This window comes from Ruegeria sp. AI3, from assembly GCF_056541245.1.
Window position 1 is genome coordinate 26,986 of sequence record NZ_JBQFYA010000005.1, and the last position, 22,518, is coordinate 49,503.

At 58.6% G+C, this 22,518-nt stretch carries 27 protein-coding genes, 1 other RNA gene and 1 riboswitch; of the genes, 14 read left to right on the top strand and 14 right to left on the bottom strand.

Going from position 1 to position 22,518, the window contains the following annotated elements:
- Positions 1-124: 124 nt before the first annotated feature.
- Positions 125-283, bottom strand: a complete 159-nt coding sequence (locus ACRZ95_RS09420) for a hypothetical protein (RefSeq protein ID WP_170374839.1) — start codon at positions 281-283, stop codon at positions 125-127.
- Between the two features lie 219 nt (positions 284-502).
- Between ACRZ95_RS09420 and gatC the strand changes: the two genes are divergently transcribed.
- From gatC to rnpB, 5 genes are all read left to right on the top strand, one after another.
- The gene (gatC, locus tag ACRZ95_RS09425) at positions 503-790 is read left to right on the top strand and encodes an Asp-tRNA(Asn)/Glu-tRNA(Gln) amidotransferase subunit GatC (protein ID WP_170325838.1); all 288 of its coding nucleotides are present in this window, start codon (positions 503-505) and stop codon (positions 788-790) included.
- Between the two features lie 3 nt (positions 791-793).
- On the top strand, positions 794-2,281 hold the full coding sequence (gene gatA / locus ACRZ95_RS09430) for an Asp-tRNA(Asn)/Glu-tRNA(Gln) amidotransferase subunit GatA (protein ID WP_170678299.1): 1,488 nt from the start codon (positions 794-796) through the stop codon (positions 2,279-2,281).
- Positions 2,282-2,319: 38 nt separating this feature from the next.
- Positions 2,320-3,021, top strand: coding sequence for a hypothetical protein (locus ACRZ95_RS09435; RefSeq protein WP_480554862.1), 702 nt, complete (start codon positions 2,320-2,322; stop codon positions 3,019-3,021).
- Positions 2,972-3,688, top strand: a complete 717-nt coding sequence (locus ACRZ95_RS09440) for an N-acetylmuramoyl-L-alanine amidase (RefSeq protein ID WP_170678300.1) — start codon at positions 2,972-2,974, stop codon at positions 3,686-3,688. The genes ACRZ95_RS09435 and ACRZ95_RS09440 overlap by 50 nt, the downstream gene beginning before the upstream one ends.
- Positions 3,689-3,814: 126 nt before the next feature.
- Positions 3,815-4,214: RNase P RNA component class A (gene rnpB, locus ACRZ95_RS09445), an RNA gene on the top strand.
- A gap of 9 nt (positions 4,215-4,223) precedes the next feature.
- Here rnpB and ACRZ95_RS09450 read toward each other — a convergent pair.
- The 3 genes from ACRZ95_RS09450 to ACRZ95_RS09460 form a co-directional block, all read right to left on the bottom strand.
- On the bottom strand, positions 4,224-4,556 hold the full coding sequence (locus ACRZ95_RS09450) for a GYD domain-containing protein (RefSeq protein WP_170374847.1): 333 nt from the start codon (positions 4,554-4,556) through the stop codon (positions 4,224-4,226).
- A 76-nt stretch (positions 4,557-4,632) separates the two neighbouring features.
- Positions 4,633-5,454, bottom strand: a complete 822-nt coding sequence (locus tag ACRZ95_RS09455) for a DUF2182 domain-containing protein (RefSeq protein ID WP_170678301.1) — start codon at positions 5,452-5,454, stop codon at positions 4,633-4,635.
- A gap of 12 nt (positions 5,455-5,466) precedes the next feature.
- On the bottom strand, positions 5,467-6,102 hold the full coding sequence (locus tag ACRZ95_RS09460; RefSeq protein WP_170678302.1) for a DUF1326 domain-containing protein: 636 nt from the start codon (positions 6,100-6,102) through the stop codon (positions 5,467-5,469).
- 279 nt (positions 6,103-6,381) lie between these two features.
- Between ACRZ95_RS09460 and rpmG the strand changes: the two genes are divergently transcribed.
- Together rpmG and ACRZ95_RS09470 are read left to right on the top strand one after the other, a co-directional pair.
- The gene (rpmG, locus tag ACRZ95_RS09465) at positions 6,382-6,549 is read left to right on the top strand and encodes a 50S ribosomal protein L33 (RefSeq protein ID WP_037309480.1); all 168 of its coding nucleotides are present in this window, start codon (positions 6,382-6,384) and stop codon (positions 6,547-6,549) included.
- A gap of 208 nt (positions 6,550-6,757) precedes the next feature.
- Positions 6,758-7,264: a lipoprotein gene (locus ACRZ95_RS09470; protein ID WP_170678304.1), complete on the top strand. Its 507-nt coding sequence runs from the start codon at positions 6,758-6,760 to the stop codon at positions 7,262-7,264.
- A 92-nt stretch (positions 7,265-7,356) separates the two neighbouring features.
- On the opposite strand, the gene ACRZ95_RS09475 is transcribed toward ACRZ95_RS09470, so the two are convergent.
- The 6 genes from ACRZ95_RS09475 to ACRZ95_RS09500 all read right to left on the bottom strand — a co-directional run bounded on the left by ACRZ95_RS09475 (position 7,357) and on the right by ACRZ95_RS09500 (position 13,725).
- The gene (locus ACRZ95_RS09475) at positions 7,357-7,743 is read right to left on the bottom strand and encodes a nucleoside triphosphate pyrophosphohydrolase family protein (RefSeq protein ID WP_170678306.1); all 387 of its coding nucleotides are present in this window, start codon (positions 7,741-7,743) and stop codon (positions 7,357-7,359) included.
- Positions 7,743-8,714, bottom strand: coding sequence for a class 1b ribonucleoside-diphosphate reductase subunit beta (gene nrdF, locus ACRZ95_RS09480; protein WP_170678308.1), 972 nt, complete (start codon positions 8,712-8,714; stop codon positions 7,743-7,745). Before nrdF ends, ACRZ95_RS09475 begins: the two co-directional genes overlap by 1 nt.
- 12 nt (positions 8,715-8,726) lie before the next feature.
- Positions 8,727-10,850 (bottom strand): class 1b ribonucleoside-diphosphate reductase subunit alpha, encoded by a 2,124-nt coding sequence (gene nrdE / locus ACRZ95_RS09485; RefSeq protein WP_170678310.1) that lies wholly within the window; start codon positions 10,848-10,850, stop codon positions 8,727-8,729.
- Positions 10,832-11,245, bottom strand: a complete 414-nt coding sequence (gene nrdI / locus ACRZ95_RS09490; protein ID WP_170637689.1) for a class Ib ribonucleoside-diphosphate reductase assembly flavoprotein NrdI — start codon at positions 11,243-11,245, stop codon at positions 10,832-10,834. Before nrdI ends, nrdE begins: the two co-directional genes overlap by 19 nt.
- 15 nt (positions 11,246-11,260) lie before the next feature.
- The gene (nrdH, locus tag ACRZ95_RS09495) at positions 11,261-11,482 is read right to left on the bottom strand and encodes a glutaredoxin-like protein NrdH (protein WP_170678312.1); all 222 of its coding nucleotides are present in this window, start codon (positions 11,480-11,482) and stop codon (positions 11,261-11,263) included.
- An 85-nt stretch (positions 11,483-11,567) separates the two neighbouring features.
- Positions 11,568-11,759: riboswitch (cobalamin riboswitch) on the bottom strand.
- 88 nt (positions 11,760-11,847) lie between these two features.
- Positions 11,848-13,725: a DEAD/DEAH box helicase gene (locus tag ACRZ95_RS09500; RefSeq protein ID WP_170678314.1), complete on the bottom strand. Its 1,878-nt coding sequence runs from the start codon at positions 13,723-13,725 to the stop codon at positions 11,848-11,850.
- A 237-nt stretch (positions 13,726-13,962) separates the two neighbouring features.
- On the opposite strand from ACRZ95_RS09500, the gene ACRZ95_RS09505 reads away from it, so the two are divergent.
- Positions 13,963-14,415 (top strand): hypothetical protein, encoded by a 453-nt coding sequence (locus ACRZ95_RS09505; protein ID WP_170678316.1) that lies wholly within the window; start codon positions 13,963-13,965, stop codon positions 14,413-14,415.
- Between the two features lie 1,329 nt (positions 14,416-15,744).
- Here the strand turns inward: ACRZ95_RS09505 and ACRZ95_RS09510 are convergent.
- Both ACRZ95_RS09510 and ACRZ95_RS09515 read right to left on the bottom strand, forming a co-directional pair.
- Positions 15,745-15,882, bottom strand: a complete 138-nt coding sequence (locus ACRZ95_RS09510; protein WP_170374868.1) for an entericidin A/B family lipoprotein — start codon at positions 15,880-15,882, stop codon at positions 15,745-15,747.
- Positions 15,883-16,002: 120 nt separating this feature from the next.
- Positions 16,003-16,347, bottom strand: coding sequence for a metalloregulator ArsR/SmtB family transcription factor (locus ACRZ95_RS09515; RefSeq protein WP_170374870.1), 345 nt, complete (start codon positions 16,345-16,347; stop codon positions 16,003-16,005).
- A 324-nt stretch (positions 16,348-16,671) separates the two neighbouring features.
- Between ACRZ95_RS09515 and ACRZ95_RS09520 the strand changes: the two genes are divergently transcribed.
- The 6 genes from ACRZ95_RS09520 (at position 16,672) to ACRZ95_RS09545 (ending at position 20,530) form a co-directional block, all read left to right on the top strand.
- Complete coding sequence (locus tag ACRZ95_RS09520) at positions 16,672-17,304, top strand: ATP-dependent Clp protease proteolytic subunit (RefSeq protein WP_170374872.1); 633 nt, start codon at positions 16,672-16,674, stop codon at positions 17,302-17,304.
- A 133-nt stretch (positions 17,305-17,437) separates the two neighbouring features.
- The gene (gene clpX / locus ACRZ95_RS09525; RefSeq protein WP_170374874.1) at positions 17,438-18,706 is read left to right on the top strand and encodes an ATP-dependent Clp protease ATP-binding subunit ClpX; all 1,269 of its coding nucleotides are present in this window, start codon (positions 17,438-17,440) and stop codon (positions 18,704-18,706) included.
- 164 nt (positions 18,707-18,870) lie between these two features.
- Positions 18,871-19,236, top strand: a complete 366-nt coding sequence (locus tag ACRZ95_RS09530) for a RidA family protein (RefSeq protein WP_170678318.1) — start codon at positions 18,871-18,873, stop codon at positions 19,234-19,236.
- Positions 19,237-19,315: 79 nt separating this feature from the next.
- Positions 19,316-19,699 (top strand): NADH:ubiquinone oxidoreductase subunit NDUFA12, encoded by a 384-nt coding sequence (locus ACRZ95_RS09535; protein ID WP_170468109.1) that lies wholly within the window; start codon positions 19,316-19,318, stop codon positions 19,697-19,699.
- Positions 19,700-19,712: 13 nt separating this feature from the next.
- Entirely contained in the window at positions 19,713-20,165 is a 453-nt protein-coding gene (gene mlaD / locus ACRZ95_RS09540; RefSeq protein ID WP_170468107.1) for an outer membrane lipid asymmetry maintenance protein MlaD, read from the top strand.
- Positions 20,162-20,530 carry a DUF2155 domain-containing protein gene (locus tag ACRZ95_RS09545; protein ID WP_170643074.1) on the top strand — a complete coding sequence of 123 codons (369 nt, stop codon included), beginning with the start codon at positions 20,162-20,164 and terminating at the stop codon, positions 20,528-20,530. The genes mlaD and ACRZ95_RS09545 overlap by 4 nt, the downstream gene beginning before the upstream one ends.
- On the opposite strand, the gene aat is transcribed toward ACRZ95_RS09545, so the two are convergent.
- Positions 20,485-21,117, bottom strand: a complete 633-nt coding sequence (aat, locus tag ACRZ95_RS09550; protein ID WP_170678320.1) for a leucyl/phenylalanyl-tRNA--protein transferase — start codon at positions 21,115-21,117, stop codon at positions 20,485-20,487. The genes ACRZ95_RS09545 and aat overlap by 46 nt on opposite strands.
- 48 nt (positions 21,118-21,165) lie before the next feature.
- Entirely contained in the window at positions 21,166-22,515 is a 1,350-nt protein-coding gene (gene accC, locus ACRZ95_RS09555; protein ID WP_170374885.1) for an acetyl-CoA carboxylase biotin carboxylase subunit, read from the bottom strand.
- Between the last annotated feature and the right edge of the window lie 3 nt (positions 22,516-22,518).

Here is a 22,518-nt window from a genome sequence, read left to right on the forward strand (position 1 = left end):
CGAACCAACCTTACGGTTCGGCGCATCACTCGGCCTACCGTAGCGGGTCGCGCCGAAAAGAGCAGTAGTCAATTGTAGCCAACCGGGCCGGGCATTAATCGCCCGACCCGGGGCAGGGGGTCTATCACTTGTTCGTCTTGACCTGATCCTGGCTGACAACCTCGGGGGCAGGTGTGGGGAAGGTCAGATCAGGTGTCAGGGTATTCATTGTCGGGCCAAAAGCCTGTGCCTGCGACGCTAAAACAGTGGTGGCCAATACAAATGCAATCAGGAAGGGTTTCATGTCTTTACTCCGGGTTTTGGCTGTGCCGTGGAATAGAAATGAACAGTTCAGTTCAGTTTTTCAAGGGTAAAAATGAACTAAACGGTTTACTTTTTTGCATGGGAGGTATGCAAAATGGAAAAGAGGCCATGTCAGATGATGCCAGGGCAGACCTTATCGCGCTCTTGCGACCCGGACCCCGGACGGGTAAATGCCCCCTAACGCATATGAGGTTTTCCGATGTCGATTGACCAAAGCACCGCCGCCAAGGTGGCCAAACTGGCCCGGATCAAGGTCGAGGATGACGCGCTGCCCGCGCTGGCGTCCGAGTTCAACACCATCCTTGGGTTCATCGAGCAACTGAACGAAGTGGATGTCGAAGGCGTCGAGCCGATGGTCTCGGTCGAGCCGATGCGCCTGAAACGTCGTGAGGATGTCGTCACCGACGGAAACCAGCAGGACAAGGTTCTGGCCAACGCCCCCGACGCCCGCGAAGGCTTTTTCGCAGTCCCCAAAGTGGTGGAGTAAGACATGAGCGATCTGAACAAACTGGGCCTGGCCGAGGCCCGCGATGCGCTGCGCAAGGGTGACGTGACCTCGGTTGAACTGACCGAATCCTGCCTGAAGGCCATTGATGCCGCCGACGCGCTGAACGCTTTTGTCCACAAAACGCCCGAGATCGCGCTGGAGCGCGCCAAGGCTGCGGATGAGCGGATCAAGGGCGGCGACGCGCCGTCGATGTGTGGTCTGCCGATCGGCATCAAGGATCTGTTCTGCACCAAGGGCGTGCCCTCGCAGGCGGCATCCAAAATTCTGGAAGGCTTCAAGCCCGAATACGAATCCACCGTGTCTCAGCAACTGGCCGATGCCGGAGCGGTCATGCTGGGCAAGCTGAACATGGACGAATTCGCCATGGGCTCGTCCAACGAAACCTCCGTCTACGGCAATGCGGTCAGCCCGTGGCGGCGCGGCAATGACGACGCGCAGCTGACACCGGGCGGTTCGTCGGGTGGTTCGGCGTCTGCTGTGGCCGCTGACTTGTGTCTGGCCGCGACCGGCACCGATACCGGCGGTTCGATCCGTCAGCCTGCAGCTTTTGTTGGTATCACCGGTATCAAGCCGACTTATGGCCGTTGCTCGCGCTGGGGCATCGTCGCGTTTGCCTCCTCGCTGGATCAGGCCGGTCCGATGACCAAAAACGTACGCGACGCGGCGATCATGCTGGAAACCATGTGTGGCCATGACGCCAAGGATTCCACCAGCGCCGAACTGGCCGTCCCGAATTTTGAGGCGATGCTGACCGGCGACATCAAAGGCAAAAAGATCGGTATCCCGAAAGAATACCGCATGGACGGTATGCCTGCCGAGATCGAAAAGCTCTGGTCCGATGGCGCCGCGATGCTGAAAGACGCTGGCGCCGAGATCGTCGATATCTCGCTGCCGCACACCAAATACGCGCTGCCTGCCTACTATGTGATTGCGCCTGCCGAGGCGTCCTCGAACCTCGCCCGCTATGATGGCGTACGTTATGGCCGCCGCGCGCAGCTGTCACAGGGTGACGGCATCACCGAAATGTACGAGAAAACCCGCGCCGAAGGCTTTGGCCACGAGGTGCAGCGCCGTGTGATGGTCGGCACCTACGTGCTGTCGGCGGGCTTCTACGACGCCTACTACAACCGCGCCCGCAAGGTTCGCACCCTCATCAAGAAAGACTTCGAGGATGTCTTCGCTGCCGGTGTCGACGCGATTCTGACCCCGGCCACCCCGTCCGCATCCTTTGGTCTGGGCGAGATGACCGAGGCCGATCCCGTTCAAATGTACTTGAACGACGTCTTCACCGTGACTGTGAACCTCGCCGGTCTGCCGGGGATTTCAGTGCCTGCAGGTCTCGATAAACAAGGGCTGCCACTGGGTCTGCAACTGATCGGTCGGCCCTGGGAAGAAGGCGATCTGCTCAATACCGCCTATGCGTTGGAAAACGCCGCTGGTTTTGTGGCAAAACCGTCGAAATGGTGGTAAGCCTCGGGCCTGAAAGACATCAGACACGGAGGCGCAGCATGCGCTCTTTGCCACTCATTGCGGCGATCTCGCTGATCGCCGCCTGTGATACGGTCACACCGATTGGCGGAACCGATTTCAACACGCCCGAGTATCAGGCCCAGCGTGAGGCGCAACTGTCCGGGCAGGGGAGTGTCGTAAACCCGCTGCTTGCCCCGGTGGATGTTTCGGAACAGGCACTGGGCGCCCCGGGTTTGGCGTCGAACGCAGCCGTTGCGACCGGTGCCAATGCCGATATTGCCAATCAGACGGCGGCGGCTTTGGCCAGCACATCGGCGCAGCCAACGGTCGATCCCGTGCCCAACAATGCCGGTATCTCCGACGAACAGGATTTCGGAGCCGTGTCCGAGCGCCGCAGCATCGAATCTGACGCCGCCCGTATTGAACAGAACCGCCAGACCTACGAAGTGGTTGCCCCTACGGCCGTGCCTGAACGTGGCAGCGACGGGCAGCCCAACATCGTGCAATACGCACTCAGCACATCCAACCCGGTGGGCACCCAGCTTTACAGTCGCGCGGGGTTCAACCTGCAGGCCAAAGCACAGCGTAATTGCGCACAATTCCCCTCTCCAGATCAGGCCCAGATCGCTTTCCTGTCGAACGGAGGGCCGCAGCGCGACCGCAAAGGACTGGACCCGGATGGCGACGGCTATGCCTGCAGCTGGGATCCGAGCCCGTTCCGCAGTGCCATCAACAACTAAGCCTGCGCCGATCTGGCACCCTTCGCCGAATTTCGGCCCCCGCCGCGACGGCCTGACACCGGCGCTGATTGTCCTGCACTACACCGCGATGGATAGCGCGCAGGCTGCGCTGGAGCGCCTCTGTGACCCACAAGCCGAGGTATCGGCGCATTACCTGATTGGTTCTGACGGTATGCTCTGGCAGATGGTGCGCGAAGAGGACCGTGCATGGCACGCCGGTGCGGGCGAGTGGCACGGTCAGACCGACATCAACTCGCGCTCCATCGGGATCGAACTGGATAACACCGGAGCACACCCTTTCTCGAATTTGCAATTGGCAACACTGGAAACCCTCCTGCCTCAGATCATGTCGCGCTGGGCGATTCCGCCCAATGGCGTGATCGGCCATTCTGACATGGCCCCTGGCCGAAAAAGCGATCCCGGAGCAAAGTTCGACTGGCAGCGACTCGAACGACAAGGGCTGGCCGCCGCAGGTGCAACCCAAACTACCCCGGCAGGCATCTCGTGCGACAACTTTCGCGAACTGGCTCGCGCCGCAGGTTTCACCGCCGATGTCCCGAACGAGACGCTTCTGGCTGCTATACGTTTGCGATACCGCCCTTGGGGCACCGGTCCGCTCTCCCTAGCCGATATCAAGGCGCTCAGCTTGGCCCCAAGCGCGACCTGATCCGCTCTTCATCTGGCCAAAAATATCCCTGAGATGAATTAGCCAAAGGCCAAGAAGGGACTGGCCCCTCCCTCCGTCCCATCCACCCTTGACGCGACCGGGAACACAGCATACCCACCCCTCTGCGCGGAGGGCCGGATGGCCGCTGGGGTCGCAAGACCCGAGAGGAAAGTCCGGACTCCACAAGACAACGGTGCCGGGTAACGCCCGGGCGGGGTAACCCGACGGAAAGCGCCACAGAAATCAGACCGCCTGCGACTTCGGTCAGAGGTAAGGGTGAAACGGTGGGGTAAGAGCCCACCGCGCCGCTGGCAACAGCGGCGGCACGGCAAGCCCCACCGGGAGCAATGCCAAATAGGGTCCCCGCGCGGGATGGTCGGCGTCTGCCGATACCACCGCTAAGCGCGTCTTGGCCGAGAGGGACCGGGTTGGCAGCTTGAGCCGCGCAGCAATGCGCGGCCTAGAGGAATGGTCATCGAAGGGGGCAACCCCGGAACAAGATCCGGCTTACAGGCCCTCCGCGCGTATCCTATTGTCAGTTTCCGGGTGGCGTATAGGCTCCGACCAGTTTCGCAGCCTTTTTCTGAACCGCCACGAAGTCTTTGGCTTTCCAAGCCCTTACGGTTTCTATATTGGATACAGCGCCCGAGGCGGCGACCGCCATGCCCACCGCAACTGCGTCCGTCTCGTCTGGTGCTTCGCTGATGACAACCACGTCGTTATCCCCCGTCGTAATGTAGAAGGCCAAAAGCTTGGCACCGACCTTCTTCAATAGCGCTTTTACGGCGTCCGTCCGATCGGATGGTTTGCCGACCATCCCCTTAGCGCCTTTTTGGGAATAGGATGCATAGGTGATAAAAATAGGCATGGATTCCTCCTGACTGAAGTTGAGGGACCTTTGATTGGGCCGGTCCTTTGGCCTGAAATCCGATCCGAGGCGTGCGCTAAGGCACGGCCACCAGCCAGACGCCAAGAATGATCAGCGCCGCACCGGTTGCAGGCACCAGCCACATGGCGCGCGGCATCAGTTTCTCCAACGCGACGTAAATGGCGACGCCGACGATCCAATAGAGGTTCATCACTCCGCCCACGAACAGCAGCAGCATCAGGGCCCAGCAGCAGCCCAGACAATAGGCTCCGTGCAGCGCGCCGGTGCGGAATGCGCCATAGGCGTAGGGTCTGTTATGGTCGGCCAGAAAACGCGCCGGGCTGCGGCAATGGCGTAGACAGGCGGTTTTGAGGCTAGACAGTTGGTACAGCCCCGCTGCGATCATAACGCACCCGGCCGCCGTCCGGGAGCGGATGGTCATCATCGGGCCATCGGACAGTCCAACAACTTCCAACAGCCGTTGTGCGCCGGTTGCCAGCACGCTGAACAAGGCCCAGGCCACCAGATAACCGGCCAGAAAAAACAGGCTTAGCCGCGCCGTATTGGCCTTATCCGGCCCTACCCGTTTCAACGCCATGAACAGCAGAACAGTAGGGGCGGCGCTGGGTGTCATCATCGCGATCATCATCACCCACCACATTAGGAAGATCAGCACGGCATAAGCCGCCGTCCAATGCACATCGGTCGCCATCTGCATTGGGTTGCCAATTGGGCGGGCCATCCGCGTCATGTCTACAGCGGTCATGTTCATGCCAACCCCGGCAATCGTGTACCACGATGCCGCCAAAATGATCAGCGCGACACAGACCAGAACAACGCCACGGTCATGCCGAAGCACCCGATCGACCAAATGGCTCGGTGGTGGGGATTCAGTCATTGGACATCCTGCCTAAGCGCCCAGAACCCCGTGTCCTGAGATGTTGAGATGCGCCAGATGCGCGTGCGTTGCATCAAAGGCCAGGCTGATCGCCGCGCCCGTGGTCTGGGCCGAGCCCGAGGCCGCCTCGGCGGTGCGATATTCGAACCCGTTGGGCAGATGGAACGCCGCACGATGCGGATCGCCTGTTACGATATTGGGGATCGGTCTGACTTTCACATCGAACACACCGGTCACTTTCGCATAGCCGGTCCGGTCTTCGCGGCTCCAGTCCAGTTCGATCGGAACGTACAGAGTTTCGTGTTTCTTGGGCGCCATTGCGCTGAAGACGTACCACATAGTCGCCATTTCATCGGTGTCTTCGCCAGTCATGATGGCCTGCAACGCGGCGCGCTGATCGGCAGATGCGCTTTCGTCGATGATCAACTGCATCTGACCATTGCCTTCATGTATCGGGCCGGGCCAGTGATACACCCCTGCTGCCCGCACACCGGCAAGGTCTGTGTCGCCGTAGTGGCCGGATTCAATATCGAAGACCACGACAGCTTCGCAATTGCCATGGGTGGGTAGAACACTGAACTGGCAAGGGCAGCCGAAGTTGCAGTTACAATTGGCCAGCTCTTCGGCCTGCAGTTTCCATTCTGTCATGTTTAACCCCCAAACACGCTTAAACGTAATCTGCCGTATTAGGGTCGAGCCTGATATGTATGCCTCGAAGGCCGGGCTTGGCGCCGGCTTCTGGGTCGTTCGAATTGCGCGACCATATCACGAAAGCGTGATTGCACCAAATCCGGTGCGAGCGTGCAACTCAGCTTTTGTGCGCCTCACTTGCGGAATCCGGTTGACTCGGGCGCGCGACGGGGTAAAAGCGCACGCTCATAGGAATTCAACCGGAAGGCCCTGCCTTTTCGGACGCAGGAGATAACCATGGCGAAGCCGACGACAATCAAGATCCGCCTGAACTCGACCGCGGGCACGGGCCACTTCTACGTGACCAAGAAAAACGCGCGTACGATGACCGAGAAAATGACCATTCGTAAATACGACCCGGTCGTTCGGAAACATGTCGAGTACAAGGAAGGCAAGATTAAGTAATCTGCCGTTCCAATTGGACATTTTGAAAAGGGCTCTGAGTTGTCAGAGCCCTTTTTCTTTTGGACGCGTACGCTGGTGCGGCCATGCGAAGGGAACAGGTCCGTTGCAGGGACGCATCAGCGCCAGGCCCCTTCGCACCTGCCGCGGCTTGCTTTTTACATCTCGCTACCGCTACGGTTTAGCAAATCGCCACAAAATGTTGACCGTCATGAAAAAAATCTTGCTACCGACAATCGCTGTTTTGACTCTCACGGCTTGTGAAGACCCCTTCAATCGCCAAGGTGTCGGGTTCACCGGGATTGATGGTGAACCGCGCACGGTGTCCGATGTTCCGGGAGCCGTTGCCTTCTTACCGCCAGCGACCAATGTCCCGGCCGAGCTTGCGGAATTGCCCACCGTCTCGGTCCTGTCCGACAAGGTCGGGATCGATAGGATTGCCGGTGTGGCGATCGACAATGGCGGTCAGTCGCCTGCAAACGCAGTGGAACTATCAGGAAGCAGTCAGAACCTGTATCTGAGCACGGTGAATGTGAACGGTACCCTGTTCGGAGTCGTTCGGACTCGCTCAAACAGCACTCGGGTCGATAACTCTGTGGGGGCGGCGTTTGGTAGAGAGACCGAACGCTTTACCGGTTGCCTGCCTGCAGGAGATGTCTACAGCAAGGGCTCATCCGATCGCAGCTCGGGCTTTGCGGTTCCGCTGAACTGCAGCTGATCCGGTCAAAGATCAGTTGACGTGAAAAAGGGCGGGGATTTACCCGCCCTGTTCATTTGCACCGATAGCTATTCGTCCCAATCAAGGCGGTGTTAGCCATCCTCAAGGATGCGGGCGAGGTCGGGCCGGCGGAAAGCCGGACCTTTCAGCACCTTGCCATCTTCGCGCAGAACCGGTTTCCCATCGGCGCCCAGCTTGGACATGTTCGAGGCGTGGACTTCCTCCATCGCCGCCTGTTTGAGGCTATGGAGGCCGAATTCCAGAAAGGTGCCGTCCAGCACGTATTGGATGTCACACAGGGCATCCAGCACCTCGACCAGATTGCCTTCCTCGACGGCTGCGCGTAGCTCCGCGACTTCCTCTTCGAGGATCGCCAACCGCATCTGCGCGCGCGTCTCGGGGATTGCGGGCGTCTCCACGACCGGCACGTCGAAGGCTTCGTGCCAGTCCCGAACGATGGTCAGAGTGTCCTTTGCCATCAGAAATCCCAGTCTTCGTCCTCGGTCGCAACCGCCTTGCCGATGACGTAGGAGGATCCGGAGCCCGAGAAGAAGTCGTGGTTCTCGCTATCCGGGCTGAGGGCGGCCAGAATCGCCGGATTCACTTCGGACACTTCTGGTGGGAACAGGGCCTCGAACCCGAGGTTCTGCAACGCTTTGTTGGCGTTGTAGTGGAGGAAGACCTTCACATCCTCGGTCAGGCTGAGTTCGTCATAGAGTTCCTCGGTGTATTGGTTCTCGATCCCGTAAAGCTCGAACATCAAGCCAAAGGCATAGTCCTTCAACTCCTGCTGTTCCGCCTCAGAGAGCTTCTCGTAGCCGCGCTGGAACTTGTAGCCGATGTAATAGCCATGCACGGCCTCATCCCGGATGATCAGGCGGATCAGGTCGGCGGTGTTGGTTAGCTTGGCGCGACTGGACCAGTACATTGGCAGGTAGAAGCCTGAATAGAACAGGAAGCTTTCCAGAAACACCGACGCGATCTTGCGTTTCAGCGGATCGTTGCCCGGGGCGTATGTGTTCAGAATCGCCTCGGCCTTGGCCTGCAGATGGGGATTCTCTTCGGACCAGCGGAACGCCTCATCGATCTCCTTGGTCGAACAAAGTGTCGAGAAGATCGAGGAATAGCTGCGCGCGTGAACCGCCTCCATGAAGGCGATGTTGGTTAGAACGGCCTCTTCATGCGGAGTCACAGCATCTGGCATCAGGGCAGGGGCGCCGACCGTGTTCTGGATCGTGTCCAGCAGGGTCAGGCCGGTAAAGACGCGGATGGTCAGCTGCTTTTCATGGTCCGTCAGCGTCGCCCAGCTTTGGATGTCGTTGGACAGCGGCACCTTCTCTGGTAGCCAGAAATTGACCGTCAGTCGGTTCCAGACCTCAAGGTCCTTGTCATCCTCCAGCCGGTTCCAGTTGATGGCGCGGGGGATCTTGGTTTGGATCATATCTTTCATGTCAGTGGCCCCTTACAGCGAGCAAGATACGCAGCCCTGCACCTCGGTCCCTTCAAGGGCCTCCTGGCGCAGACGAATGTAATAGATGGTTTTGATGCCCTTCTTCCACGCGTAGATTTGCGCGCGGTTGATGTCGCGGGTCGTGGCCTCGGCCGGGAAGAACAGGGTCAGCGACAGGCCCTGATCCACATGCTCGGTGGCCGCGGCATAGGTGTCGATCAGCGCCTCGGGGCCGATCTCATAGGCATCGCGGTAGTATTCGAGGTTGTCGTTGTTCATGAAGGCCGCCGGATAGTAGACGCGGCCGATCTTGCCCTCTTTACGGATTTCGATCTTCGAGACGATGGGGTGGATCGAAGAGGTCGAGTTGTTGATATAGCTGATCGACCCTGTTGGCGGGACAGCCTGAAGGTTGCGATTATAGAGGCCGTGTTTCATCACATCGGCCTTCAGCGCCGCCCAGTCGTCGCGGGTGGCCAGGGTCATGCCATCGAAAAGAGCGTTAACCCGCTCGCTTTCGGGCAGCCAGTCACGGGTGGTGTATTTGTCGAAAAAGGTGCCTGAGGCATAGTCGGAGGCCTCGAACCCCTTGAACGACGCCTTACGCTCCTGTGCCAGATCGCAGGAGGTGCGGATCGCGTGATAGGCTATGGCCGCGAAGTAGACGGACGTGAACTCGACCCCCTCGGGCGAGCCATAGTGGATATGTTCGCGGGCAAGGAACCCGTGCAGGTTCATTTGCCCCAGACCAATTGCGTGGCTCTCATCATTGCCCCGACGCACCGATGGGACCGAGTCGATTGCCGACATCTCAGACACCGCCGTCAGCGCGCGGATCGCAGCGCCGACAGTACGACCCAGATCGCCGCCATCCATCGTCTTGGCAATGTTCAGCGAGCCGAGGTTGCAGGAGATATCCGTGCCCAGATGGGAATAGCTGAGGTCATCGTTGAACTCGGACGCTTCATTGACCTGCAAAATCTCGGAGCACAGGTTCGACATGTTGATCCGGCCCGCAATGGGGTTCATCCGGTTCACCGTGTCTTCGAACATCACGTAGGGGTAACCGGATTCGAACTGAATCTCGGCGATGGTCTGGAAGAATTCGCGCGCGTTGACCTTGGATTTACGGATGCGCTTGTCATCGACCATCTCGTGATATTTCTCGGTCACCGAGATTTCCGAGAACGGCACGCCGTAGACCTTTTCCACGTCATGGGGCGAGAACAGGTACATATCAGCGTTTTTCTTCGCCAGCTCGAAAGTGATGTCAGGGATCACCACGCCAAGGCTCAGCGTTTTGATACGGATTTTCTCATCCGCGTTTTCGCGCTTGGTGTCGAGGAAGCGCATGATGTCCGGGTGGTGCGCGTTCAGATACACCGCACCCGCACCTTGCCGCGCGCCAAGCTGATTGGCGTAGGAGAAACTGTCCTCCAGCAGTTTCATCACCGGGATCACGCCTGACGATTGGTTCTCAATGCCTTTGATCGGCGCGCCGTGCTCGCGGATGTTGGTCAGCAGCAGCGCCACACCTCCGCCGCGTTTGGACAGTTGCAGGGCCGAGTTGATGCCGCGACCGATGCTCTCCATGTTGTCCTCAAGCCGCAGCAGGAAGCACGAGATCAACTCCCCGCGTGAGGATTTGCCCGCGTTCAGGAAGGTGGGCGTGGCGGGCTGGAAGCGACCGTCGAGGATTTCCTCCATGAAGGACAGGGCCAGCGCCTCATCCCCGCGCGCCAGCGCCAGCGCGGTCATGACGACGCGGTCCTCATAACGTTCCAGGAACCGCTGCCCGTCACGGGTTTTCAGCGTATATGAGGTGTAATATTTGAACGCGCCCAGAAAGGTCGGGAACCGGAACTTCTTGGCATAGGCCGCATCCCAGATCTTCCGCATGAAGTTTTTGGAATACTGGTCCAGAATGGCCTCTTCATAATAGCCCTCGGAAACCAGATACCCGAGCTTTTCGTCCAGCGAGTGGAAGAACACGGTGTTCTGGTTCACGTGCTGCAGGAAATACTGCCGCGCGGCCATACGGTCGGCATCGAACCGAATCTTCCCCTCACCATCATAGAGGTTCAGCATCGCGTTCAGCGCGTGATAATCCTGCTCGTTTACGCTGCTGTCGAGCATAGGTGTCTCCCTAGTTTTTTCAGCCCGGCGCGGACGCGGGCGATGTCGGTCTCTGTTCCGGCCAGCTCGAATGTGTCGAGCAGCGGTACGTTGCATTTCTGGGCGATGATGCGACCGGCCAAAGCGTAGGTCGCACCGAAATTGCGGTTGCCTGTGCCGATCACCCCAACGATCCCGGCACGTCTGTCCGGGTTGTTCAGGAACCGGATCACCTGTTTCGGAACCGCCCCGCGCCCTTCGCCATCGGCATAGGTGGGGCTGATCAGCACGTAGGAGTGTCCGGGGTCAGGCAGCGGGTCCATTCCATTCGGAATGCGGAAAGAGGTCAGGCCCAGCCGCGAGACGAAGCGGTGGGTGTTTCCGGATTTCGATGAGAAATAGACCAGCGCCGGGATCGGCGCGGTCATGGATCAGGCCAGTTGGGCGATCATGTCCGGGCGGAAACCCGACCAGTGATCACTGCCCGCAACAACGACAGGGGCCTGACGATAGCCCAACTCGGTCACATGGGTCATTGCGCTGTCGTCCTGGGTCAGGTCGATGACGTCATAGGCGATGCCTTTTGCATCCAGCGCGCGGGTGGTGGCGGTGCATTGTACGCATGCGGGTTTGGAATATACGGTAATGCTCATGTCGTCCTCTGTCCTTTTAATGAATGCCGAGGACGCTGCGGGCAAAATGACCCCTGAACACGCCCCCGAACCCTCCGTTCGCGGTTCTCTTTCTTTGCTTACGGCAGGTCTCCTGGCTCGCGGATTGACGTTCGAACTGGCCTTCCCAAAAGCACGCTTTCAGTGGCGTATTCAGTCGAACTCTCCGCTTACAGTTGCGGGGGCAGCGCCGGTTTTTCACCGGTTTCCCTCTTAGCTTTCAACAGGAATCGAAAGAACCGAAGCAACACCATATTGGGGTTGGTGGTGGCATGTTGTCAATATATGGTGTGGCGAAGAAAATAAATTTCTTCGCTTGCACAACCAGCCACGTGCGCTAAGGCGGTCTACCTTTTCCGCTTGGGCATCGCGTTGCCACCCTTCATCGCAGCCGCCCGCGCGCGGTTTTTCTTGCTGCTTGGCTTGCCTTTGGGCGGAGGCGGGCCTTTCGGACGGCGCGCGGGTTTCTTATGCTGATCGCCCGAGGGCACCTCTTCCCGTTTGGGGCGCGTTTCGGGCTTGGGTTTCTCGGCCGGTTTCCGGTGTGGTTTTGCGGGTTGAGGCTCAGCCGCGCGGGCCTGGCGTTCAGCACGTTCGGGGCGCTTCTTGCCTTTGAAGTCGCGCTTGGGGCCTTTGCGGCCACCACCGGAAAGGGCGGGCGGCGCGTCCAGTTGCACGATGGTCTTGGTGCCTTCGACCGTCATTTTGGGGCCGATGGCCTTCAGGAAACCTTCGACACTGCTTTCGCGAATCTCGATATAGCTTTCTGTGTCAGCAATGCGGATCGCGCCGATATCGTCTTTGGTGATCTTGCCCGCCTTACACAACATGGGCAGCAAATAGCGAGGCGAGGCGTTTTCGTTGTGTCCCTCCGACAGCGAAAACCACACGCTTGGGCCAAAGGGCACGTTCGGTTTTGCCGCTGCATCCGGCGTGTCGCTCAGCTCTTCGGGGGCGGAGTGCTTGCGCCCGTATTGACGCAGATAGGCCGCCGCCAGCTGTTGCGGCGAAAAGCGCGAGACCAGATCGTCGACCAGAGCACTTTCCCCCTCGGTCACATCCACGGTCCAATCATCCGAGCTGAAAATCCGCTGCATATCCTGCGCCTGAACCTCGTCGGCCGAGGGCGCAGACCCCCACTCGGCGGTCAGCTTAGCGAATTTCAGCAGGCGTTGCGCCTTTTTGAACGATGCAGGCGGTACGATCAGCGCGCTGACGCCTTTCCGCCCGGCGCGTCCGGTTCGCCCCGAGCGGTGCAGCAGCGTTTCATGGCTGTTCGGCAGTTCCGCATGGATCACCAGATCAAGGTTCGGCAGGTCGATGCCGCGCGCGGCCACATCGGTCGCCACACAGACGCGGGCGCGTCCGTCGCGCATGGCTTGTAGCGCGTTCGAACGTTCGCTTTGCGTCAGCTCGCCGGACAGGGCCACGACCGAGAATCCACGATTCGACAACCGCGCCGTCAGGCGGCTGACCATGGCGCGGGTGTTGCAGAAGATGATGGCGTTGGGGGCCTCGTAGAACCGCAACACGTTGATGATTGCATTCTCACCATCGCGCGGGGCCACGTTCATCGCGCGGTATTCGATATCGGCATGTTGTGTGCGCTCGCTGACGGTGCTGACCCGCTCGGCATCGTGCTGATACCGCGCGGCGAGGGAGGCGATGGCGCGGGGAACCGTCGCGGAAAACAGCAGTGTCTGACGCTCGGACGGTGTCTGTTCCAGAATGAACTCAAGATCTTCGCGGAAGCCCAGGTCGAGCATTTCATCGGCTTCATCCAGAACCACGGCGCGCACAGCAGTCAGGTCAATCGACTCGCGCATGATATGGTCGCGCAGGCGGCCCGGCGTTGCGACCACGATATGCGCGCCACGGGCCAGCGCCCGCCGCTCGTCTCGCATATCCATGCCGCCGACACAGGACGCGATGAACGCGCCTGCATCCGCATAAAGCCATGCCAATTCGCGTTTGACCTGCATCGCCAATTCACGCGTCGGCGCGATGACCAGCGCCAAAGGCGCGCCAGCCCCATCGAATACATCCACGTCGCCCAGTATGGTCGGGGCGATGGCAAGGCCGAAGCCAATGGTTTTCCCCGATCCGGTCTGTGCCGAAACCAACATGTCGCGACCTTCTAAGTCGGGCGCGGATACGGCGGTTTGGACAGGGGTCAGCGTGTCATACCCTTTGCGATCAAGGGCGTCTTGAAGTGTCTGATTCATGGCTCGGCTCTTTGGGATGCTGCGGTCACCCTCAGAGCGTCTATTACGCGGATGATCGTCGAAGGGCACTCCTTACCGAGTGAGGCGCCGGATGTATAGTGTGGAAAGCGACCTGTGCGATCAAACAGAGCATAAACGCTTGATGAAGGTTCCTTCAGGAAAGTTGTAATCCGTCGCACTCTTCCCAATCTGTTGAACACAGCCAGAGATGGCACCGATTTCAGGGAGAAAGAGACCATGACCAGATTTATGACTGCCGGAGCAGCCGCTCTGGCCACGAGCCTAGCCCTTGGTACTGCCGCTGGTGCCGAAACCACGCCTGATCTGCGCGGTATTTGGACGGCCAGCCAGACTACAGTTTCGCCGTCGAATTCGGCTACCGGCGATGCTCCACGATTTAACCAGTCGGAATGGGTGCTCGAAATTCAGGCTCAGAACGACAATGTCTTCTGGGGGCCGAGTATGTGGCGTCGCAATGCCATGGATGACTGGACGATGTACGAGGCCACCGGTTCCATCAGCCAGGATGGCTCTGGAAAGATCGGGATCGTCGAAAGCTCGGCCGAGCCGGCGATTGGCGTAAACGCTTTGATTGACGCGCGCTACGAGGATGGGCGAATTTACGCGGATTTCCGTAGCCTGCGGAATGGAACTACCTACAGCACCGTTCTGGAACGTCAGGTGAACTGAAGCGTTTTCGGCCCGGCCGGACTGTAGGGGGTACGGACTGTCGCCTGATTTTGACTGCGACAGAATAGTAGGTAAACCGTCCGGGTCGGAACGCTTCTCAATATCGGAAAACTCGTCTCCATAGGGAGGAGGCGGACCGGACGGTAATTTCGCCGCTCGCGACATGATCCATGATATGCCGGGTTTACACGCGGCGTTCCTCGGCCCGGGTTACTCGGATCTCGCGAACCTTCAGCGCGGAGTCACGCACGGTGAAAAATTCGCCGTCCGGTCCAAGCTCCATTACAGAATGGCATCCTATCCGCAGTATGCCGCAGGTTCTGTTGGGAGGATTTGTCCAGTCGATCTTTTGCGAACATATCTGTTTTGCCTCCGCGACCGACTTCAGTACGGCAGGCGTTTTTTAAGCGTCGGTTAAGAACCAATACCGGGCGCAAGCCTCACTCTAAATGCCGTCTTTTGCATATGCTCGACAGCGCAGGTGTGTAATAGGGAACTTAGCCCTGTTTCGGTCCGAACGATTCGGTTCGGCGGACGGTGCGGCGTTGTCAGTTCCTGCAATTTGCGATCAGTTTATCGTCTGTTGCCGTTTGCACCTGCAGCAAATCGCAATATTCCGGTCAGAGTTTTGCGAAAAGAGTTTTGCAATTCTAACCCTACGTGGTTGTCGAGAAATCCGGAGTTATCCACAGTACCCTCCCGGCAGATATCAACAACTTATCCCCGTCTGATTTCCATGCTGCAGTGCTATTTTCTTGCCCGATTACGGGTGCAATGCAAGATTGGTTTCACCGCTGGAGTTCCTCGGATCAGAAGGCGGGATGCAAAGGCCAAGGGGGTCTGCGCAGGGAAAGTTGATCTTAGGATTGACGTTTTTTTGCAAGGGCTTACCGGTGGGTGGTGCATCGAGTTGGGGCTTCGTGTCTTGGGTCGACGGATCATCTTCTCAAATGGGCTTTGTGCGTCGCGGCGACTTTCGAGTTTGTGGCGGCGGCTGCGGTTCCCTCGGGGGCCGGGGCAACTGGATCGAAGTGGTCTTAGGACAAACTTCGTCCGGGTAAGGCGTCAGGGGTTGCCCGCAAGGGCGCATGCAAAGACCGCGTCTGCGCACCTGACGCCTTTTCCCTTGCTGGCTTCATGCAGGCTACCACCCACCCCTCGTCAGAATGGGAACGGGGCTCTTTCGCATGTGCAAAAGAGCCCCGTGTTAACGTCAGATGATGCAATGCCGCGTCTATGCACCTGTCCTTGCATAATAGCCAGTTCAGCCTACCGCATCAACAACATATTGCGTGCGTCATCCTGCGATCCGCAAGATGAAGGCGTAAATCAGAGGTTTTCCTGCACGTCCGAGGCTGCGTTTTGGATCGCATCGCCCGCTTTTTCGATGTCTTTGCCCGCGCCTTTGGCGGTTTCGCAGGCGGTCAATGCAAATAGGCTCAGGCCAATCAGAATTGCGCGGATCATGTTTTTCTCCTTCATGCTCGATCAGGCCTTCGGTAGCAGTATCTTACTGAGGAGGCTAGCACTTTTGCGGTTTACCGGGGGTCGCGCTGCGTCTACGCCTGCGGCCTGCCGGGCAAACTGTTAGTGCCCTGTGTTTTCGCTGCAGAACAGCTCATAGACGGTTTCCAGCATCCGACGGGGCTTGTCATCGGCCAGTCGGTAATAGATCGCTTTGCCGTCGCGGCGGGGCGTCACCAGCCCTTCCAACCGCAAGCGCGACAATTGCTGCGACACGGCGGCCTGGCGGGCGGACAACAGAGTCTCAAGCTCGGTGACAGATTTCTCGCCCGACGCCAGATGGCACAGGATCATCAGACGCCCTTCGTGGCTAATCGCCTTCAGAAAATTCGCCGCCCGCGACGCGTTTTCGACCATGTGGTCAAGCTCTGCCGAGGGGGTGTCCTGGGTTACTTGGGGGAGTGCCATCTAAACTTCGTTCCTTACTATCCCGCTGTGGGTGGAGCCAGAGATATACTTCTTTCCGGATAAGTACATCCAATTTACTTATTTTGCACTTTTACGCCCATATGCATGCATCAAAATACTGTGATCAAAGAAGCGGTGAACAAAAAAGCGCCGTTTTCGGCCCCTGTGAGGTGGGACCTGAAGACAAGGGCCGCCGTATCTTGCGAACAGTTTGCAAGGTCGTTCTTGCTGGCCCCCCTTGCAGCCCCCCAGTGGCGACACTAAGACTCGGGTAACTCTTGTTGGGATAATGTCCCGATCCATAGCAAAGCAGGCAGGTTCCGAATGTTCGATCCAGTAGATACCTATATGAATACGCTCGTGCCCATGGTCGTTGAGCAGACCAGCCGGGGGGAGCGCGCCTATGACATTTTCTCGCGCCTGCTCAAAGAACGGATTATCTTCATTAACGGTCCGATTCACGACGGTATGAGCCATCTGATCGTCGCGCAGTTGCTGCACCTTGAGGCGGAAAACCCGAACAAGGAAATCTCGATCTACATCAACTCGCCCGGCGGTGTGGTGACCAGCGGTTTGTCGATTTACGACACAATGCAGTACATCAAGCCGAAATGTTCCACATTGGTCATCGGTCAGGCGGCCTCGATGGGGTCGGTTTTGCTGGCTGGCGGCGAGGCGGGCATGCGCTTTTCGCTGCCCAACAGCCGGATCATGGTTCACCAGCCCAGCGGCGGATATCAGGGTCAGGCCAGCGATATCATGATCCATGCCGCTGAAACACAGAAGCTGAAAGATCGCTTGTATGACATCTACGTACGTCACACCGGTCAGACCAAGAAGTCCGTTGAAAAGGCTCTGGATCGTGACAATTTCATGAGTCCCGAAGAGGCCAAGGATTGGGGTCACATCGACGAGATCGTCGAAAACCGTGCCAAGATGGATACGGAAGAGGCCTAAGAAACGCGTCCCGCGCGCCAAGCGCAGGGCCATTTTGAGATTGTAGCCGCCAGAGCGCTGGCCTAAGCTGCACGAACATGCGCAAGCGTGCCCCACAGGTAGGGGCGCAGAGACGAAGCCCGAAAGGTAGATCATGGCGACGAATTCAGGCGGTGACGGCAAAAACACGCTCTACTGCAGCTTTTGTGGAAAAAGCCAGCATGAGGTGCGCAAGCTGATCGCAGGCCCGACCGTTTTCATCTGTGATGAATGCGTCGAGCTGTGCATGGACATCATTCGCGAGGAAACAAAGGCCAGCGGTCTGAAATCCTCGGACGGGGTACCGACACCTAAGGATATCTGTGAGGTTCTGGACGACTATGTGATCGGTCAGGCCACAGCCAAGCGGGTTCTGTCGGTTGCGGTCCACAACCACTACAAGCGTCTGAACCACGCCCAGAAAGCGGGTAGTGATATTGAACTGGCCAAGTCGAACATCCTGCTGATCGGTCCGACCGGTTGCGGCAAGACGCTGCTAGCCCAGACGCTGGCACGTATTCTGGATGTGCCGTTCACTATGGCCGACGCGACGACGCTGACCGAAGCTGGCTATGTGGGTGAGGATGTTGAGAACATCATCCTGAAGCTGCTTCAGGCCAGCGAATACAATGTGGAACGCGCACAGCGCGGCATCGTCTATATTGACGAGGTCGACAAGATCACCCGTAAGTCCGAAAACCCCTCGATCACCCGTGACGTCTCGGGTGAAGGTGTGCAGCAGGCGCTGCTGAAACTGATGGAAGGCACCGTCGCCTCGGTTCCACCTCAGGGTGGACGTAAACATCCGCAGCAGGAGTTCCTGCAGGTCGACACCACCAATATCCTGTTCATCTGTGGCGGCGCCTTTGCCGGTCTGGATCGGATCATTGCGCAACGCGGCAAGGGTTCGGCAATGGGCTTTGGCGCTGACGTGCGCGACAATGACGAGCGTGGCGTTGGCGAAATCTTCCAGGATCTCGAGCCGGAAGATCTGCTGAAATTCGGGTTGATCCCGGAATTCGTCGGTCGTCTGCCGGTTCTGGCGACGTTGGAGGATCTGGACGAGGACGCTCTGGTCACCATCCTGACCAAACCCAAGAATGCTCTGGTCAAACAATACCAGCGTTTGTTCGAGCTGGAAGATGCTGAACTTTCCTTTACCGATGAGGCGCTGAAATCGATCGCCAAGAAAGCGATCGAGCGAAAAACCGGCGCTCGGGGGCTGCGTTCGATCCTCGAAGATATCCTGCTGGATACGATGTTTGAACTTCCGGGCCTCAAAAATGTGACCGAAGTGGTGGTAAACGAAGAAGCCGTGACCTCTGACTCGCAACCCTTGATCATCTATGCGGATGCCGTGCCAGAGTCGGCGTCAGCTGGTTAAGGGGTAAGGGGGCGCTGCCCCCGCCGCCCTTCAGGCGCGTCCCCCGAGGTATTTCCAACCAGATGAACAGGGGATCCTTTACTTCATCTGGCCATAAATATCCCGGAGCGCGAGGTAGAGCCTCGCAAAACCTCATGACATTCAAATTCTCGGAGAAATGAGCCGTGTCCGCAATCAAGCGTATCTCTTCAGGTGGTGAATTTGAGGGCAAGGTTGGCTATTGCCGAGCAGTGGTGGCCGGAGGGTGGGTTCACGTTTCCGGCACTGTTGGGCAGGGTAGTGGCGTTGTCGATCAATGCAGATCAGCATTGGACGTCATCGGGAAAGCCTTGGATGAGGCGGGCGCAGGTTTCGCCGATGTTGTTCGTGTGACCTACATGCTGCCCGACCGGACCGAGTTCGAGCCTTGCTGGCCCGTGTTATCCGAGGTTTTTGGAGCCAATCCTCCAGCCGCGACGATGATTGAATGCGGTTTGATCGACCCCAAATACCGGATCGAGATCGAAGTGACCGCTTTATTGCCGCAGTGACGCAGTCACGCGGCGGGTACTGGACCTTGGCGCGCCTTTGGGTCATACCTTCTCGGGACCGAATTGCCGGAGGCGGATCATGGGCATCCTGAACACTTTTTTGCGGGCCGTAACCTGGTGGAACGGGGCAACCCTGAACACGCAGATTTTCACCGCACGTAAAGGTGTTAAAGTTGGTGAGGACAATGAAGGCAACGTCTTCTATAGAACCGCCGATGACAGCAAACGCTGGGTAATTTTCAATGGTGAGGCTGAAGCCAGCAGGGTTGATCCAGATTGGCATGGTTGGCTTCACCGCACCTGGGATGAGCCGCCGACAGACAAACCGCTGGCGCACAAGGCCTGGGAAAAACCGCATCAGGAGAACCTGACAGGCACCGCGCTTGCTTACACCCCTGCGGGGTCATTGCGCCGGGCAGAGCCTGTTGAGCGCAAGGACTACGAGGCCTGGAGCCCGGAATAAGACGAGGCGAGCAATGTCGACCCACAACTGGACCGAAGTATTCGTCGGCGGTGCCGTCTTGGCCTGCGCCGTCGCGTTTGGTGTTTATGCCAGCCAATCCACCGGCCTGTCACAAGGCAGTGCCGGATATGAGCTTGGGGCGTCCTTCCGGTCGCTGGAAGGGGTCAATGTCGGAACCGATGTGCGCCTCGCGGGTGTCAAAATCGGGACCGTTACCGACGTGACCCTGAACCCTGAGACCTACCGCGCTGATACGACCTTTTCGGTCGCGGATGGTGTCCTCGTGCCAGATGACAGCGCCATCGTGATTTCTTCCGAAGGGCTGTTGGGGGGCAATTTTGTTGAGGTGATGCCAGGCGGTTCTCCGTTCTATTTTGAGCCCGGCGATCAAATCGAAGATACACAGGGCGCGGTCAGCCTGATCTCGTTGCTTGTGAAGTTCGTCGCCGGAGACGGCAGCGAATGATGCGCGCTTTGGCATTTGCTTTGACGCTGGCCGCGACATCCGCGACAGCTCAGCAAACGGTTCAGTCCGGACCCGGCGCGATGTTGCGCGGCTTGGATAAGGTCAACGGTCAGACCGTGGATGTTGAGCTGCAGACTGGTCAGACACAGGCCGTCTTTGGTCTGGATGTCGCTTTGGGGGATTGCCGCTATCCCGTCGATAACCCGACCGGGGATGCGTTTGCCTTCCTGACCATATGGGAACAGGGCAAGGCGGAGCAGTTGTTCGACGGTTGGATGATCGCGACCTCTCCGGCACTGAACGCCTTGGACCATTCGCGTTACGACGTTTGGGTGATCCGCTGTATCACTCCGTCGGCGGACTGAGGCACCTCGGCCGCAAACTCGGCGCTATCGCCAATCGCTTCTTCCAGCGCTTTTCTATAGTCACTCCGGGGGATTTCGATCGCGCCGAGTGAGGCCAGATGGGCAGTCAGAAACTGAGTATCGAACAGCTGAAAACCGGTCTGTCGCAGGCGGTCCACCAGATAAGCCAGCGCGATTTTCGAGGCGTCGGTGCGACGTGAGAACATGCTCTCACCAAAGAAGGCAGCGCCCAAGGCCACTCCGAAAACGCCTCCGACAAGCTGGTCATCTTCCCATACTTCCAGAGAATGTGCTTGGCCTGCGTTGTACACCTGTCGATACAGGTCGCGCAGCTCGGCGTTAATCCATGTGTCCGCACGATCGGCACACCCATCGACGACGCCTTCAAAATCCTGATTGATCGAGATGGAAAAGCCGCATCTTCGTATCCGCCTTGCAAGGCTGCGCGAGATGTGGAAACCGTCCAGCGGGAAAACGCCGCGGAATTTGGGGTCGACCCAGAACAGGTCCGGGTCATCACGATGCTCGGCCATCGGGAAGATGCCGATCGAATAGCCATGCAGCAAAAGTTCTGGTGACAGACTCATGAGGAACATCCAAGGGCCGGGCGGCGCATGCCAACCGGCCCTGTGGGGTTAGTCGGCCATATTCTCCGCAAGCCAATGCTCCAGCCAGTGGATATTGTAGTCGCCGCTATGGATGTCCGGCTCCTGCAACAGCGCGTGGAACAGAGGCACTGTGGTGTCGATGCCGTCTACGATCAGCTCGCCCAAGGCGCGCTCCAGACGGGCCAGAGCCTCGGCGCGGTCGCGGCCCTGAACGATCAGCTTGGCAATCAGCGAGTCGTAGTAGGGCGGGATCGAATAACCATCGTAAAGCGCAGAGTCCATCCGCACGCCCAAACCACCCGGCGCGTGATAGGCCGTGATCTTACCCGGGCAGGGCGAGAAGTTGGGCAGTTTTTCTGCGTTGATCCGAACCTCGATGGCGTGGCCGTTGATCTCAAGATCATCCTGTCCGAACGACATCGGCAAGCCTGAGGCCACGCGGATTTGTTCGCGCACCAGATCGACGCCGAAGATACCCTCGGTCACCGGGTGTTCCACCTGCAGGCGGGTGTTCATCTCGATGAAGTAGAACTCGCCTTTTTCGTACAGGAACTCGATGGTGCCCGCTCCGATATAGTTGATTTTGGCCACCGCGTCGGCGCAAATCTTGCCGATCTTGGCGCGTTCTTCGGGGGTGATGCAGGGGCCGGGGGCCTCTTCGAACACCTTCTGGTGACGACGCTGTAGTGAACAGTCGCGCTCACCCAGATGAACAGCGTTGCCTTTGCCGTCACCGAAGACCTGAATCTCGATATGGCGCGGTGTGGTAAGGTATTTCTCGATATAGACCTCATCGTTGCCAAAGGCTGCTTTACCTTCGGCACGTGCGGTCATGAAGGCGCTTTCCATCTCATCCGCGCTCATCGCGACTTTCATGCCGCGTCCGCCGCCACCGGCGGTGGCTTTGATTATAACGGGATAGCCGAATTCTTCACCGATACGCTTGGCGTCTTCCAACGTCGGAACGCCACCGTCGGAGCCGGGAACACATGGCACACCCAGCGCTTTCATCGTATCTTTGGCGGTGATCTTGTCGCCCATCACGCGGATATGTTCCGCAGTGGGGCCGATGAAGGTGATGTCGTGGTCTTCGACGATCTGCACGAACTCGGCGTTCTCGGATAGGAAGCCATAGCCGGGGTGGATCGCCTGCGCGCCGGTGATCTCACAGGCGGAGATGATCGCGGGGACAGACAGATAGCTTTGCGGGCTGGGCGGGGGGCCGATGCAGACCGATTCGTCCGCCATGCGCACATGCATCGCGTCGCTGTCGGCGGTGGAGTGGACGGCGACCGTCTTAATCCCCATCTCGCGCGCGGCGCGGATGACGCGCAGGGCGATCTCGCCTCGGTTGGCAATCAGGATCTTGTCGAACATGGG

What these genes read in the sequence shown, in the direction of transcription:
- ACRZ95_RS09420 (WP_170374839.1), bottom strand. Translation starts at nt 283, where the DNA reads ATGAAACCCTTCCTGATTGCATTTGTATTGGCCACCACTGTTTTAGCG.
- gatC (WP_170325838.1), top strand. Translation starts at nt 503, where the DNA reads ATGTCGATTGACCAAAGCACCGCCGCCAAGGTGGCCAAACTGGCCCGG.
- gatA (WP_170678299.1), top strand. Translation starts at nt 794, where the DNA reads ATGAGCGATCTGAACAAACTGGGCCTGGCCGAGGCCCGCGATGCGCTG.
- ACRZ95_RS09435 (WP_480554862.1), top strand. Translation starts at nt 2,320, where the DNA reads ATGCGCTCTTTGCCACTCATTGCGGCGATCTCGCTGATCGCCGCCTGT.
- ACRZ95_RS09440 (WP_170678300.1), top strand. Translation starts at nt 2,972, where the DNA reads ATGCCTGCAGCTGGGATCCGAGCCCGTTCCGCAGTGCCATCAACAACT.
- ACRZ95_RS09450 (WP_170374847.1), bottom strand. Translation starts at nt 4,556, where the DNA reads ATGCCTATTTTTATCACCTATGCATCCTATTCCCAAAAAGGCGCTAAG.
- ACRZ95_RS09455 (WP_170678301.1), bottom strand. Translation starts at nt 5,454, where the DNA reads ATGACTGAATCCCCACCACCGAGCCATTTGGTCGATCGGGTGCTTCGG.
- ACRZ95_RS09460 (WP_170678302.1), bottom strand. Translation starts at nt 6,102, where the DNA reads ATGACAGAATGGAAACTGCAGGCCGAAGAGCTGGCCAATTGTAACTGC.
- rpmG (WP_037309480.1), top strand. Translation starts at nt 6,382, where the DNA reads ATGGCGAAGCCGACGACAATCAAGATCCGCCTGAACTCGACCGCGGGC.
- ACRZ95_RS09470 (WP_170678304.1), top strand. Translation starts at nt 6,758, where the DNA reads ATGAAAAAAATCTTGCTACCGACAATCGCTGTTTTGACTCTCACGGCT.
- ACRZ95_RS09475 (WP_170678306.1), bottom strand. Translation starts at nt 7,743, where the DNA reads ATGGCAAAGGACACTCTGACCATCGTTCGGGACTGGCACGAAGCCTTC.
- nrdF (WP_170678308.1), bottom strand. Translation starts at nt 8,714, where the DNA reads ATGAAAGATATGATCCAAACCAAGATCCCCCGCGCCATCAACTGGAAC.
- nrdE (WP_170678310.1), bottom strand. Translation starts at nt 10,850, where the DNA reads ATGCTCGACAGCAGCGTAAACGAGCAGGATTATCACGCGCTGAACGCG.
- nrdH (WP_170678312.1), bottom strand. Translation starts at nt 11,482, where the DNA reads ATGAGCATTACCGTATATTCCAAACCCGCATGCGTACAATGCACCGCC.
- ACRZ95_RS09500 (WP_170678314.1), bottom strand. Translation starts at nt 13,725, where the DNA reads ATGAATCAGACACTTCAAGACGCCCTTGATCGCAAAGGGTATGACACG.
- ACRZ95_RS09505 (WP_170678316.1), top strand. Translation starts at nt 13,963, where the DNA reads ATGACCAGATTTATGACTGCCGGAGCAGCCGCTCTGGCCACGAGCCTA.
- ACRZ95_RS09510 (WP_170374868.1), bottom strand. Translation starts at nt 15,882, where the DNA reads ATGATCCGCGCAATTCTGATTGGCCTGAGCCTATTTGCATTGACCGCC.
- ACRZ95_RS09515 (WP_170374870.1), bottom strand. Translation starts at nt 16,347, where the DNA reads ATGGCACTCCCCCAAGTAACCCAGGACACCCCCTCGGCAGAGCTTGAC.
- ACRZ95_RS09520 (WP_170374872.1), top strand. Translation starts at nt 16,672, where the DNA reads ATGTTCGATCCAGTAGATACCTATATGAATACGCTCGTGCCCATGGTC.
- clpX (WP_170374874.1), top strand. Translation starts at nt 17,438, where the DNA reads ATGGCGACGAATTCAGGCGGTGACGGCAAAAACACGCTCTACTGCAGC.
- ACRZ95_RS09535 (WP_170468109.1), top strand. Translation starts at nt 19,316, where the DNA reads ATGGGCATCCTGAACACTTTTTTGCGGGCCGTAACCTGGTGGAACGGG.
- mlaD (WP_170468107.1), top strand. Translation starts at nt 19,713, where the DNA reads ATGTCGACCCACAACTGGACCGAAGTATTCGTCGGCGGTGCCGTCTTG.
- ACRZ95_RS09545 (WP_170643074.1), top strand. Translation starts at nt 20,162, where the DNA reads ATGATGCGCGCTTTGGCATTTGCTTTGACGCTGGCCGCGACATCCGCG.
- aat (WP_170678320.1), bottom strand. Translation starts at nt 21,117, where the DNA reads ATGAGTCTGTCACCAGAACTTTTGCTGCATGGCTATTCGATCGGCATC.
- accC (WP_170374885.1), bottom strand. Translation starts at nt 22,515, where the DNA reads ATGTTCGACAAGATCCTGATTGCCAACCGAGGCGAGATCGCCCTGCGC.